The 13123-nt window shown below is 72.1% G+C and carries 11 protein-coding genes; all 11 read left to right on the top strand.

Going from position 1 to position 13123, the window contains the following annotated elements; translation table 11 throughout:
- Window positions 1-193 precede the first annotated feature (193 nt).
- The 11 genes from KUM32_RS10435 to KUM32_RS10385 all read left to right on the top strand — a co-directional run bounded on the left by KUM32_RS10435 (window position 194) and on the right by KUM32_RS10385 (window position 13098).
- Window positions 194-1861 carry a CTP synthase gene (locus KUM32_RS10435; protein WP_217141548.1) on the top strand — a complete coding sequence of 556 codons (1668 nt, stop codon included), beginning with the start codon at window positions 194-196 and terminating at the stop codon, window positions 1859-1861.
- A gap of 85 nt (window positions 1862-1946) precedes the next feature.
- Window positions 1947-2582, top strand: a complete 636-nt coding sequence (locus KUM32_RS10430) for an NUDIX hydrolase (RefSeq protein WP_217141547.1) — start codon at window positions 1947-1949, stop codon at window positions 2580-2582.
- Between the two features lie 162 nt (window positions 2583-2744).
- A complete protein-coding gene (locus KUM32_RS10425) occupies window positions 2745-4772 on the top strand; it encodes a tetratricopeptide repeat protein (protein ID WP_217141546.1) in 2028 nt (675 codons plus the stop codon).
- Between the two features lie 141 nt (window positions 4773-4913).
- The gene (ald, locus tag KUM32_RS10420) at window positions 4914-6038 is read left to right on the top strand and encodes an alanine dehydrogenase (RefSeq protein WP_217141545.1); all 1125 of its coding nucleotides are present in this window, start codon (window positions 4914-4916) and stop codon (window positions 6036-6038) included.
- A 436-nt stretch (window positions 6039-6474) separates the two neighbouring features.
- Entirely contained in the window at window positions 6475-7605 is a 1131-nt protein-coding gene (locus KUM32_RS10415) for a ParA family protein (RefSeq protein ID WP_189230385.1), read from the top strand.
- Complete coding sequence (locus tag KUM32_RS10410) at window positions 7590-8159, top strand: hypothetical protein (protein WP_308408630.1); 570 nt, start codon at window positions 7590-7592, stop codon at window positions 8157-8159. Before KUM32_RS10415 ends, KUM32_RS10410 begins: the two co-directional genes overlap by 16 nt.
- Window positions 8160-8177: 18 nt before the next feature.
- On the top strand, window positions 8178-9518 hold the full coding sequence (locus KUM32_RS10405; protein WP_217141544.1) for a ScpA family protein: 1341 nt from the start codon (window positions 8178-8180) through the stop codon (window positions 9516-9518).
- Window positions 9515-10168, top strand: a complete 654-nt coding sequence (gene scpB / locus KUM32_RS10400) for an SMC-Scp complex subunit ScpB (protein WP_217141543.1) — start codon at window positions 9515-9517, stop codon at window positions 10166-10168. The genes KUM32_RS10405 and scpB overlap by 4 nt, the downstream gene beginning before the upstream one ends.
- Window positions 10168-11283 carry a pseudouridine synthase gene (locus KUM32_RS10395; protein ID WP_217141542.1) on the top strand — a complete coding sequence of 372 codons (1116 nt, stop codon included), beginning with the start codon at window positions 10168-10170 and terminating at the stop codon, window positions 11281-11283. The genes scpB and KUM32_RS10395 overlap by 1 nt, the downstream gene beginning before the upstream one ends.
- A gap of 76 nt (window positions 11284-11359) precedes the next feature.
- The gene (locus tag KUM32_RS10390; RefSeq protein WP_217141541.1) at window positions 11360-12079 is read left to right on the top strand and encodes an NUDIX domain-containing protein; all 720 of its coding nucleotides are present in this window, start codon (window positions 11360-11362) and stop codon (window positions 12077-12079) included.
- Window positions 12076-13098, top strand: coding sequence for an ADP-ribosylglycohydrolase family protein (locus KUM32_RS10385; RefSeq protein WP_217141540.1), 1023 nt, complete (start codon window positions 12076-12078; stop codon window positions 13096-13098). The genes KUM32_RS10390 and KUM32_RS10385 overlap by 4 nt, the downstream gene beginning before the upstream one ends.
- Window positions 13099-13123 lie beyond the last annotated feature (25 nt).

Raw genomic sequence — 13123 nt, 5'->3', positions numbered from 1 at the left:
CGTGATCGACCGAGCGCGGAGGGTGCTCGGAAGCCATCGCCCCGAGGCGCTGATACGCTGGTAGCCCGTGGACCGGTGGGAGACAAACCCCGGAACCGCAGCGACGGCGCCGCCGACGAGAACCCGGGACGACCGGGTCGGACGACGAACGCACCGCACCCCAGACCGCGACCACGGGAGCCCCCTCTTGGCCATGCCGCCCTCTGTTTTCCGAAACAGCACAGCCTCGACGACCAAGCACATCTTCGTCACCGGGGGTGTCGCCTCCTCACTCGGCAAGGGGCTGACCGCCTCCAGCCTCGGCATGCTGCTCAAGGCACGGGGTCTGCGCGTCGTGATGCAGAAGCTCGACCCGTACCTCAATGTCGACCCTGGCACGATGAACCCCTTCCAGCACGGTGAGGTCTTCGTCACCAACGACGGCGCCGAGACCGACCTGGACATCGGACACTACGAGCGTTTCCTCGACCGTGACCTGGACGGCTCCGCCAATGTCACTACAGGCCAGGTCTACTCGACGGTGATCGCCAAGGAGCGGCGCGGCGAGTACCTGGGTGACACCGTGCAGGTCATCCCGCACATCACCAACGAAATCAAGCACCGCATCCGCCGCATGGCGACGGACGAGGTGGACGTCGTGATCACCGAGGTCGGCGGCACGGTCGGCGACATCGAGTCGCTGCCGTTCCTGGAGACCGTCCGTCAGGTCCGGCACGAGGTCGGCCGCGACAACGTCTTCGTGGTGCACATCTCACTCCTGCCGTACATCGGCCCCTCGGGTGAGCTGAAGACCAAGCCGACCCAGCACTCGGTCGCGGCGCTGCGCAACATCGGTATCCAGCCGGACGCGATCGTGCTGCGCTGCGACCGCGAGGTGCCGACCGCGATCAAGCGCAAGATCTCCCTGATGTGCGACGTCGACGAGGCCGCCGTGGTGGCCTGCCCCGACGCCCGCTCGATCTACGACATCCCCAAGGTCGTGCACGCCGAGGGCCTGGACGCCTACGTCGTCCGCAAGCTGGACCTGCCGTTCCGCGACGTGGACTGGTCGACCTGGGACGACCTGCTCGACCGGGTCCACAACCCCGAGCACGAGATCGTCATGGCCCTGGTCGGCAAGTACATCGACCTGCCCGACGCCTACCTGTCGGTCACCGAGGCGCTGCGCGCGGGCGGCTTCGCCAACAGGGCCCGCGTGAAGATCAAGTGGGTCACGTCCGACGACTGCAAGACCCCGGCCGGCGCCAAGGCGCAGCTCGGCGACGTCGACGCGATCTGCATCCCGGGCGGCTTCGGCGACCGCGGCGTGCTCGGCAAGGTCGGCGCGATCCGCTACGCCCGTGAGAACAAGATCCCGCTCCTCGGCCTGTGCCTGGGCCTGCAGTGCATCGTGGTCGAGGCCGCGCGCAACCTGGCCGGCATCGCGGACGCCAACTCCACCGAGTTCGACCCGGCCACCGCCCACCCGGTGATCTCCACCATGGCCGAGCAGCTGGACATCGTGGCCGGTGAGGGTGACATGGGCGGCACGATGCGGCTCGGCATGTACCCGGCCAAGCTGGCCGAGGGCTCCATCGTGCGCGAGGTCTACGACGGCAAGGAGTACATCGAGGAGCGGCACCGCCACCGCTACGAGGTGAACAACGCCTACCGCGCGGAGCTGGAGAAGAAGGCGGGCATCGTCTTCTCGGGCACCTCCCCGGACGGAAAGCTCGTGGAGTACGTCGAGTACCCGCGCGAGGTTCACCCCTACCTGGTCGCCACGCAGGCGCACCCGGAGCTGCGCTCGCGCCCGACCCGCCCCCACCCGCTCTTCGCCGGGCTGGTCAAGGCCGCGGTCGAGCGGAAGACGTCGAAGTAGCACACCAGTTGTACGGTGGCCGGGGCGCGCGCACTCACCGGCGCGGGCCCCGGCTTTCGCGTACGTCTGGAAGGGCAGGTCAGGCATGACGGGCAGCACGATCAAGGACACCCCCGAGGAGTGGGAGATCCGGGGTACCCAGACCCCCTTCCGGGGCAAGAAGACCTCCGTCCGCACGGACGACGTGGTCATGCCGGACGGCTCCGTGGTCACCCGTGACTACCAGGTCCACCCCGGTTCCGTGGCCGTCCTCGCCCTGGACGACGAGGACCGGGTGCTGGTCATCCGCCAGTACCGCCACCCCGTGCGCGAGAAGCTGTGGGAGATCCCTGCCGGTCTGCTCGACGTCCCCGGCGAGAACCCGCTGCACGCCGCGCAGCGCGAGCTGTACGAGGAGGCGCACGTCAAGGCCGAGGACTGGCGGGTGCTGACCGACGTCTACACCACCCCCGGCGGCTGTGACGAGGCCGTGCGGATCTTCCTCGCCCGGAATCTGTCCGAGGTCGACGGCGACCGCTTCGAGGTCGAGGACGAGGAGGCCGACATGGAACTCGCGCGGGTGCCCGTCGGGGACCTGGTCCGGGGCGTGCTCGCGGGTGATCTGCACAACAACTGCCTGGTCGTGGGGGTGCTCTCGCTGGTGGCGGCCCGGCAGGGCGACGGGCTCGACGCGCTCCGCCCGGCACAGGCGCCGTGGCCGGCGCGTCCCTTCGAGGCCTGATCCCACCCGGAACCCTGTGCAGTGTGACGATCGGTTGATCCGATCGAGGGATGTGCCCGCCGCGCTCCGCCGGGAACGTAGCAGAGCGTGAACTAGGCTCGGGAAACGCCCGAACGGGGTTCCGGCGGGTGCCGGTGTGCGGTGGGATCGGGAGTGTGGCCCGTGACATATCAGGCGGTGGACACGGACGGCGTACGGCTGACGGACGACCCTGCTGAGGAGAGTCGGTTCCTGGGCCGCACCCGGGAGTTGAAGGAGCTGCGCGCCGACATCGAGCGCGCCGGCCTGGACACCCTCTCCGGCCGCAAGGCCCCCCGCGCGCGCGTCCTGCTCATCGCGGGCCGGCCCGGTTCCGGTCGCACCGCACTCGCCGAGGAACTGGCCGCCCAGGTCGCCGGCCGTTACCCCGACGGCGTGCTGCGGGCCCGGCTGAGCGAACCGGACGGCACCCGCGTGCCCGTCGCACGCCTCGCCCGGGAACTGCTCACCGAGCTGGGCCGCACCGCGCCGCCGGGGGCCGGCGAGGACGACCTCACCGAGGCCCTGCGCACCGCCCTCGCCGACCGCCGGGCCCTCCTCCTGCTCGACGACGCCGCCGACGCCGAGCAGGTCGACGCCCTGCTGCCGGACGCCCCGGACTGCCTGGTCGTCGCGGTCGCCGAGGGCCCGCTGACCGGCATCGCGGACGTCCGCCCGTGCACGCTGGGGGGACTCGACACCACGTCGGCCGTGGAACTGCTGTCCCGGCACACCGGCCCGGTCCGCATCACCGTCGACCCCCGGGCCGCCGAGCACCTGGTCGAGGCCTGCCAGGCCCAGCCCGCGGCCCTGACCCTGGCCGGCGGCTGGCTCGAGGCCCGTCCCCAGGCCGCCGTCGCCGACCTCGTCAAGCAGATGCGCACCGAGGGCGCCGAGGGCACCGCGCTCAGCCGGGTCCTCCGCCTCGCGCACGCCTCGCTGCCCGGCCCCGCCGCCCGGACCCTGCGTCTGCTCTCCCTCGCCCCGGCCGGCCTGGTCGACCCGCACACCGCCTCCGCGCTCGCCGGCTGTTCGGTGAACGGCGCCCGCGCCACCCTGGACGACTTCGTCGCCCTCGGCGTGCTGCGCGCGGTCGACTCCCCGCTGCCCGAGTACGAGGTCCCCGGCTGCCTGCACGCCCAGCTGAGGGACCTCGCCGAGACCCACGAACGGCCCGCCGAGCTCCAGCTCGCCCGCGCCCGCATGCTGGAGCGGACGGTGCGGCTGCTCCAGTCCTGCCGCGCGGTCACCGAGACCGACAGCACGCAGGCCCGCGAGAAGCTCCTCGGCATGCCGCGTGCCCTGCGCTTCCCCCATCCGAGGGCCGCCGCCGACTGGCTGCGCGTCCGCCGCCCCGCCCTGCTGGCCGCGGCCCGCCTCGCGGTCGCCGACGGGGAGCTGGACACCCTCGCCCGGAGACTGATGTCCCAGCTGGTACGGGCCATGGTGGCCCACTTCGGCACCCAGGCGGCGGCCGCCGACCTGTACGGCATCCACCGCCTCGTCCTCGACGTGGCGGAGCGGCGCGAGCTGCCCCGGGAGAAGGCGGCGGCCCTGCTGAACCTCGCCGACCTGGACGCCCGCACCGGCCGCACCGCCGAGGCGCTGGTGCGCTACCGGGCCGCGCTGGACGCCGGACGCGAGGCGAACGACCCGTACGCGACCGCCCGCGCGATGGAATCCGTAGGCGGCGCACACCTGGAGCTCGGGGACTACGACCGGGCCGCCGACTGGTTCGGCCGGGCCCTCGCCCAGCGGCTCGCCCGGGACGAGCGCGCCGACGCCGCCCGGGTCTACGGCCGCATCGCCACCGCCCACACCTACGCCGGCCGCTACGGGGAGGCGCTGCGGGGCTGGCGCGCGGCGGTCGCCGGATACCGCAAGGCCGGTGATGTGGCCGCCCACGCACGGGCGTTGAGCGAACTGGCCCGCGTCCAGGAGTACGCCGGACGCCCCGAGGAGTCGCTGCGCACCTGCCAGGAGGCCGTCGAGTGGGCCCGCCGGGCGCAGGACGTCCGGCTCCAGGCCGCGCTGCATCTGCGGCTGGCCGACACCCTCGACCGCCTGGGCGATCCCACGGCGGCCGGCCTGCAGCGGAGCGTTGCTGATCAGATGCTGAGGGAAGAGTCCACCGATGCCTGCGAAATCCGCAGCGCATCCTCTGCAGATTGATGCTTTGAAAGGCTGGACAGCGGGAACACCTTCATTAGACTGGCTCTGCCGCACGTTCTTGCGGTCTCTCCCGGTGTGCCCGCCCCTGGGCGGGTATGCCTTGTCATAGCCGTAACATCCCCATCCACTGAGCCAAGGACCGTGATCCACGTGAAGGTCGGCATTCCCCGCGAGGTCAAGAACAACGAGTTCCGGGTGGCCATCACCCCCGCCGGCGTGCACGAGCTGGTGCGCCACGGTCACCAGGTCGTCATCGAGCGCGACGCCGGTGTCGGCTCCTCGATCCCCGACGACGAGTACGTCGCCGCGGGCGCGCGGATACTCGACACCGCGGACGAGGTCTGGGCCACCGCCGACCTGCTGCTGAAGGTCAAGGAGCCCGTCGCGGAGGAGTACCACCGCCTGCGCAAGGACCAGACGCTCTTCACCTACCTGCACCTGGCCGCCTCCAAGGAGTGCACGGACGCGCTCATCGAGTCCGGCACCACCGCGATCGCCTACGAGACGGTCGAGCTGCCGAACCGCGCCCTGCCGCTGCTCGCCCCGATGTCCGAGGTCGCGGGCCGGCTGGCCCCGCAGGTCGGCGCCTACCACCTGATGGCGGCCAACGGTGGCCGCGGTGTGCTGCCCGGCGGCGTCCCCGGCGTGCTGGCCGGCAAGGCCGTCGTCATCGGCGGCGGCGTCTCCGGCTGGAACGCCGCGCAGATCGCCATCGGCCTGGGCTTCCACGTGACCCTGCTCGACAAGGACATCAACAAGCTCAAGGAAGCCGACAAGATCTTCGGCACCAGGATCCAGACCGTCGTCTCCAACGCGTTCGAGCTGGAGAAGGCCTGCCTGGACGCCGACCTCGTCATCGGCGCCGTCCTGATCCCGGGTGCCAAGGCCCCGAAGCTGGTCAGCAACGAGCTGGTGTCCCGGATGAAGCCCGGCAGTGTCCTTGTCGACATCGCGATCGACCAGGGCGGCTGCTTCGAGGACTCCCACCCGACCACGCACGCCGAGCCGACCTTCCCGGTCCACAACTCGGTCTTCTACTGCGTCGCCAACATGCCCGGCGCGGTGCCGAACACCTCCACCTACGCGCTGACCAACGCCACGCTGCCGTACATCGTGGAGCTGGCGAACCGCGGCTGGGTCGAGGCGCTGCGCCGCGACCCCGCGCTGGCCAAGGGCCTCAACACCCATGACGGCAAGGTCGTCTACCGGGAGGTCGCCGAAGCGCACGGCCTGGAGCACGTCGAGCCGGCCTCGCTGCTCGCCTGAGCCGCGGCGGCGGCCCGTGACGGCCGTCGCCGGCCGGTAAGTCGGTTAAGTCATCGACCGGCAAAGGCGATACGTCAACAGGCACCGTCAACCCCACACGCCCGGCCGGACCTTGCCCGACAAGGTCCGGCCGGGTGTGTGTATGGTCACTTTGCGATTCTCGGCCAACTCGCCTCGAACGTAACGCTTCAACCGATTCGCGCACCGGTGAAACCTGCTGTGCGACGGCCGTACGCCCTTGACAGGGGGATGTTTCATTGCCGACACATCGGGCCGGGTCCGGCGGATTGTGTTGCTGCGGACGGCCGACACGCCATAGAGTCGCCGAACGTCGGCATGGTGCCACGCTGACCTGTCTAGAAGTTTCCTGGTCACCAAGGAGGTAAGACGACTTGTGAATGAGTCGACATTTACTCCCGGGGGTGGTCAACCAGGAATGCCTGCACGGGCCCACGGCCCCGGGCGTCTCGAGGCTGTCGGCTCCGTCGCTGTACGCACCTTCGCAGCCGCCCACCAGAGTCCGCAGGCAACTCAGACAGCACACATGAGTATGGATGGCCAACACGTGAACGCCATGGCCGGCGACGGAAGTGGCGCGCCCCGCAACCACTTCGCCGACTACGACGAACTGCCCGAGGGGCACTTCTACGACCCGGACGCGGAGTACGAACCGGATCCCGAGTACGCCGCCACGCTCGCGCCCGACGCGGCCCGCCAGCGCCGTGAGCGCATCGGTCCGACCGGACGCCCGCTGCCGTACTTCCCGATCCCGGGACCGCTGACCGATCACGGCCCCGCGAAGATCATCGCGATGTGCAACCAGAAGGGCGGCGTCGGCAAGACCACGTCGACCATCAACCTGGGTGCCGCGCTCGCCGAGTACGGGCGCCGGGTGCTGCTCGTCGACTTCGACCCGCAGGGCGCGCTGTCGGTCGGTCTCGGCGTCAACCCGATGGAGCTCGACCTCACCGTCTACAACCTGCTCATGGAGCGGGGCATGGCGGCCGACGAGGTGCTGCTGAAGACGGCGGTCCCCAACATGGACCTGCTGCCCAGCAACATCGACCTGTCGGCGGCCGAGGTGCAGCTGGTGAGCGAGGTCGCGCGCGAGTCCACCCTCCAGCGGGCGCTGAAGCCGCTGATGGACGACTACGACTACATCGTGATCGACTGCCAGCCCTCGCTCGGCCTGCTCACGGTCAACGCCCTGACCGCCGCGCACAAGGTGATCGTGCCGCTGGAGTGCGAGTTCTTCGCGCTGCGCGGTGTGGCGCTGCTGACCGAGACCATCGAGAAGGTCCAGGAGCGGCTCAACCCCGACCTGGAGCTCGACGGCATCCTCGCCACGATGTACGACTCGCGCACCGTGCACAGCCGTGAGGTGCTCGCGCGGGTCGTCGAGGCGTTCGACGACCACGTCTACCACACGGTCATCGGGCGCACGGTCCGCTTCCCGGAGACCACGGTCGCCGGTGAGCCGATCACCACGTACGCGTCCAACTCCGTCGGTGCCGCCGCCTACCGCCAGCTCGCCAGGGAGGTGCTCGCCCGGTGTCACGCCGAGTGAGTCTGCCGGGGGCCGACGAACTCTTCCGCACGACAGGGGGAACGGCGCTCCAGGCGTCCACCCCGCGGCGACCGGCGGGCGGCGAAGCCCGGGTGCCGGCGCCGGCGGGGGAGAGCGACCAGGCGGCCGCCGAGGACACGCCGCAGTCCGTGCCCGCGCAGGGTGGTGACGGCGGGGGCGCCGAGCACACCGCGGCGGACGCGGAACCCGGCTCGGCGGGCGAGCCGCGCAGCCGGGGCGCGGAGCGCTCCGCACGGGGTTCAGGGCCGGGTACGACCGCGCAGGAGGACTCCGCCGCCGCCCAGCCCCGCAAGCGCGGCCGGGCCGCCGCACGCCGCCCCAGCGGGCGCGAGCGCCACGACGAGAAGATCACCGTGTACGTCTCCGCCGAGGAGCTCATGGACCTGGAGCACGCCCGCCTGGTGCTCCGGGGCGAGCACGGACTGGCCGTCGACCGCGGCCGCATCGTCCGCGAGGCGGTCGCCGTGGTCCTCGCCGACCTGGAGACCCGGGGGGATGCCAGCATCCTCGTACGTCGGCTGCGCGGGCGGTAGCGGTAGCCTGCGGGGGCCATGACCTCGAACGACGCTCCCCGCCCCGGCGCCCGCGCCGGCCGTCGCCGTGCGCTGGGGAGGGGGCCGGGGGCGCGGGTGGCTCCGCCGGAGGCGCCGGTCTCCGACGCGTCGGACGCGCCCGAGGTGCCCGACGAGACACCGTCCGCCGGGCCCCACGGGCCCGCGGTCGGGCCGACGACGCCCGGGACGCCACCGGACGTCACGGTCCCGGCGGCCTCGCCGCCGAGCGGAACGACCCCTTCGGCAGCGGAATCGGTGCCGGATACGGGGTGGGCCCCCCGGGAGACCGGGCCGCGCGGCGTGGCGGGTGCCCAGGCGAGCCCGGGGCCGAGCGCAGGTACCGCGTCGCAGGCGCCCGACGTCGCGTCGGAGGCCGGTGACGGGGCGGCGTACGGTTCCGTGGGTCGGGAGGCCCTGTCGCCGGGCGCTCCGGGGCCCGGCGGGGCGGTGGACGGGCGCGACGCGCGGGCGGGGAGCGCGCCCTCGGCGCCGGGGGCCGGGACCGAGGACCCGGCGGACGGGCCGGGCGACGGTGTCTTCAAGGTGCGGCTCGCGAACTTCGAGGGCCCCTTCGACCTGCTCCTCCAGTTGATCTCCAAGCACAAGATGGACGTCACCGAGGTCGCCCTGTCCAAGGTGACCGACGAGTTCATGGCGCACATCAGGGCCATGGGACCGGACTGGGACCTCGACGAGACGACCGAGTTCCTGGTCGTGGCGGCGACGCTGCTCGACCTGAAGGCGGCCCGGCTGCTGCCCGCCGCCGAGGTGGAGGACGAGGCCGACCTGGCGCTGCTGGAGGCCCGGGACCTGCTGTTCGCGCGGCTGCTCCAGTACCGTGCGTACAAGCGGATCGCCGAGATCTTCAGCGACCGGCTCGAAGCCGAGGTGCGCCGCCACCCCCGGACCGTCGGCCTGGAACCCCACCACGCCGCGCTGCTGCCCGACGTCGTCATCAGCATCGGGCCGGAGGGCCTCGCCAGGCTCGCCGTGAAGGCGATGCAGCCCAGGCCCAAGCCGCAGGTCTACGTCGAGCACATCCACGCCCCCCTGGTCAGTGTGCAGGAGCAGGCGGGCATCGTCGTCGCCCGGCTGAGGGAGCTGGGCGAGGCCAGTTTCCGGGTGCTGGTCGAGGACACCGAGGACACGCTGACCGTCGTCGCCCGTTTCCTGGCCCTGCTGGAGCTCTACCGCGAGAAGGCCGTCGCGCTGGACCAGGAGACGGCGCTCGGTGACCTGCTGGTCCGCTGGACCGGCGGGGACGGGGACGCGGGGCCGGTGGTGACGGACGAGTTCGACCGGCCGCCCGAGGAACCCGAGGAGGAGCAGAAGGCATGAGTGACGAGACCCCACGGGCTCCGGGCGGGCCGGGTGCCGTCGCCGGCCTCGACCTCAAGCCCGCCCTCGAAGCCGTCCTCATGGTCGTGGACGAGCCCGCGACCGAGGAGCACCTCGCCCGGATACTCCAGCGGCCGCGGCGGCAGATCGCGGACGCGCTGCGCGAGCTGGCCGACGAGTACACCGTCCAGGGCCGTGGCTTCGAGCTGCGCCTGATCGCGGGAGGCTGGCGCTTCTACACCCGCCCCGAGTACGCCGCGGCCGTCGAGGGCTTCGTCCTGGACGGCCAGCACGCCCGCCTCACCCAGGCCGCGCTGGAGACCCTCGCGGTGGTCGCCTACCGCCAGCCGGTCAGCCGCAGCCGCGTCTCGGCGGTGCGGGGCGTGAACTGCGACGGCGTGATGCGCACCCTCCTGCAGCGGGGTCTGGTGGAGGAGGCGGGCACGGAACCCGAAACAGGTGCGATCCTGTATGTGACGACGACCTACTTCCTGGAGCGGATGGGCCTGCGCGGTCTGGACGAGCTCCCGGAGCTCGCGCCCTTCCTCCCGGAGGCGGCGGCGATCGAGGCCGAGACAATGGAAGGGGTCCCGTCGTTCGATCCGGACGCCCCGGATTCCGAGGACGCAGACGACAAGACGGAACTTTGATGCGAAGCAGCAGCGGCAGGAACAGCAGCGGAAACAACGGCGGGAGCCGTGGTGGCAACAGCGGCGGCCGCGGCGGGAGCAGCGGTGGCCGCGGTAACCACCGCGGCGCCGGTAACAACCGCGACGACAGGCAGGGCGGTCGTCCGAAGAAGCCGCGCCCCGAGGAGCGGCGCTACGACGTGGGCCCCGGCGCCACGCAGGACGGCCCGAAGTCGGGCCGCGGACCCTCGGCGCGCGGCGGCGCCAAGGGCGGCCCGAAGAGGCCCCAGCAGCGGGGCCGCAGCGCCCCGGCCACGTCGCGCGAGTACGAGACGCGGGCCGAGGAGCGCAACCGGGAGCGGTACGCGGGCAAGAAGGACGTCAAGCTGCCCAAGACCTTCCCGGGCGCCGAGCAGGAGGGCGAGCGGCTGCAGAAGGTCCTCGCGCGCGCGGGCTACGGCTCCCGGCGTGCCTGCGAGGAGCTGATCGAGCAGGCGCGCGTCGAGGTCAACGGCGAGATCGTCCTCGAGCAGGGCAAGCGGGTCGACCCGGAGAAGGACGAGGTCAAGGTCGACGGCCTGACCGTCGCGACCCAGTCGTACCAGTTCTTCTCGCTCAACAAGCCCGCCGGTGTGGTCTCCACCATGGAGGACCCCGAGGGGCGCCAGTGCCTCGGTGACTACGTCACCAACCGGGAGACCCGCCTCTTCCACGTCGGCCGGCTCGACACCGAGACGGAGGGCGTGATCCTGCTCACCAACCACGGCGAGCTGGCGCACCGCCTGACCCACCCGCGCTACGGGGTGAAGAAGACCTACCTCGCGCACATCGTGGGCCCGATCCCGCGCGACCTCGGCAAGCGCCTGAAGGACGGCATCCAGCTGGAGGACGGGTACGCGCGCGCGGACCACTTCCGGGTCGTGGAGCAGACCGGCAAGAACTACCTCGTCGAGGTCACCCTCCACGAGGGCCGCAAGCACATCGTCCGCCGGATGCTGGCGGAGGCGGGCTTCCCCGTCGACAAGCTGGTGCGCACCGCCTTCGGCCCGATCACCCTGGGCGACCAGAAGTCGGGCTGGCTGCGCAGGCTCTCCAACACGGAGGTCGGGATGCTGATGCAGGAGGTCGAGCTCTAGCCGGCCGCCGCGGAGGCTTGTAACGACCGGCCACCCCCTTTTATAGTCTGAGTGACTATTAAGGGGGTGGCCGGTCGTGCACGGCTACGACAAGTACGCGTTCGAGCCCTTCGCCGTCACCGTCGACCTCGCCGTCCTCACGCTCCGCGCGGGCGCGCTGCACGTGCTGCTCGTCGAGCGGGGCCAGGAGCCGTACGCCGGGCGCTGGGCGCTGCCCGGCGGCTTCCTGCGGCCGGCCGAGTCGGCGGAGGCGGCGGCCCGCAGGGAGCTGGCCGAGGAGACCGGCCTGTCCGACGTGACCGGGCTGCACCTGGAGCAGCTGCGCACCTACAGCGAGCCCGGCCGCGACCCCCGGATGCGCGTCGTGTCCGTCGCGTTCGCCGCGCTGCTGCCGGACCCTCCCGAACCGCACGCCGGCACCGATGCGGCCGAGGCCCGCTGGGTGCCGTACGAGAAGGCAGGAGGCCTCGCCTTCGACCACGACCGGATCCTGGCCGACGCCCGGGAAAGGGTGGGCGCCAAGCTGGAGTACACCTGCCTGGCCACCGCCTTCTGCCCGGCCGAGTTCACGCTCGGCGAGCTGCGACAGGTCTACGAGACCGTCTGGGGCACGGACCTGGACCGGCCCAACTTCCGCCGCAAGGTCCTCGCCACCCCCGGCTTCGTCGAACCGGTCCCGGGCGCCGCCCGCCTGACCGGTGGCCGTGGCAAGCCGGCCGCGCTGTACCGAGCGGGTCCGGCCACCACCCTGTACCCGCCCCTGCTCCGCAACCCTCGGGAAGGACGCCCCGCATGACCAGGACCACCGTCACCAAGCGAGCCGCCACCGGGGCGCTCACCGGACTCGCCCTCGGGGACGCGCTCGGCTTCCCCACCGAGTTCGACGACGTCCCGTCGATCCTCGCCAAGTGCGGCCCGTGGCGGGAGATGGAGCTGCCCCGGCCCGCGATCGTCACCGACGACACGCAGATGACGCTGGCGCTGGGGAGAGGGCTGCGGACGGCGATGGACCGGGGTGTCCTGGCGCCCGAGGGGATGGCCGGGCCCGTACGGCAGGAGTTCATCGCCTGGAACCGGTCGCCGGAGAACAACCGGGCCCCGGGCAACACCTGCCTCCGGGCCTGCGGTCTCCTGGAGCGGACGGACCGCCCCTGGCAGGACGCCAGCCAGATCCACTCCAAGGGCTGCGGCGCCAACATGCGCGTCGCGCCGGCAGGACTCGCCCCCGGCCTCAGCGACGAACAGCGCGCGGGCGCCGCCCAGTTGCAGTCCGCGCTCACCCACGGGCACCCGACCGCGCTGGCCGCCTCCGACCTCACCGCGCACGCCGTACGGCTGCTCGCCGGGGGAGCCGAGCCGACCGGGCTGGTCGGGCTGCTGCGGTCGTACGCCTACGACAACCGCACCCGCTACCACGAGCGCTGGCTCGGTGACCTGTGGACCCGCGCCCAGGACCCCACGCCCGAGCACTTCATCGCCCGGGGCTGGGACGAGTGCCTGGCGATACTCGACCGGCTCCAGGGCGCGGTGCGCACCGTCTCGCCGGAGACCGACCCGTGCCTGGCGGTCGGCGAGGGCTGGATCGCCGAGGAGGCGCTGGCGGCCGGGCTGCTCTGCTTCCTGCTCTTCGTCGACGAGCCGCTGACGGCCCTGTGCCGCGCGGCCTGCACCTCCGGCGACTCCGACTCCATCGCCTGCCTCGCGGGCGCCTTCGCCGGCGCGTACCTCGGCGCCGACGCCTGGCCGGCCGCATGGGCCGACCGCATCGAGTACCGGGCCGACCTGCTGGCCCTGGGAGCGCTCTGGGACGCTTGATCCCGCGCTCGGCGCCCGGGACCTG

The sequence above is a fragment of the Streptomyces sp. AC627_RSS907 genome (assembly GCF_019049165.1).
Note: the sequence above shows the minus strand (reverse complement) of the source record. Positions and strands in the feature narration are given on the sequence as shown.

Bases quoted from the DNA above. Each gene is read 5' to 3' on its own strand.
- KUM32_RS10385 (WP_217141540.1), top strand. From the start codon at position 12,076: ATGACCAGGACCACCGTCACCAAGCGAGCCGCCACCGGGGCGCTCACC.
- KUM32_RS10395 (WP_217141542.1), top strand. From the start codon at position 10,168: ATGCGAAGCAGCAGCGGCAGGAACAGCAGCGGAAACAACGGCGGGAGC.
- scpB (WP_217141543.1), top strand. From the start codon at position 9,515: ATGAGTGACGAGACCCCACGGGCTCCGGGCGGGCCGGGTGCCGTCGCC.
- KUM32_RS10415 (WP_189230385.1), top strand. From the start codon at position 6,475: ATGCCTGCACGGGCCCACGGCCCCGGGCGTCTCGAGGCTGTCGGCTCC.
- KUM32_RS10405 (WP_217141544.1), top strand. From the start codon at position 8,178: ATGACCTCGAACGACGCTCCCCGCCCCGGCGCCCGCGCCGGCCGTCGC.
- KUM32_RS10430 (WP_217141547.1), top strand. From the start codon at position 1,947: ATGACGGGCAGCACGATCAAGGACACCCCCGAGGAGTGGGAGATCCGG.
- KUM32_RS10435 (WP_217141548.1), top strand. From the start codon at position 194: ATGCCGCCCTCTGTTTTCCGAAACAGCACAGCCTCGACGACCAAGCAC.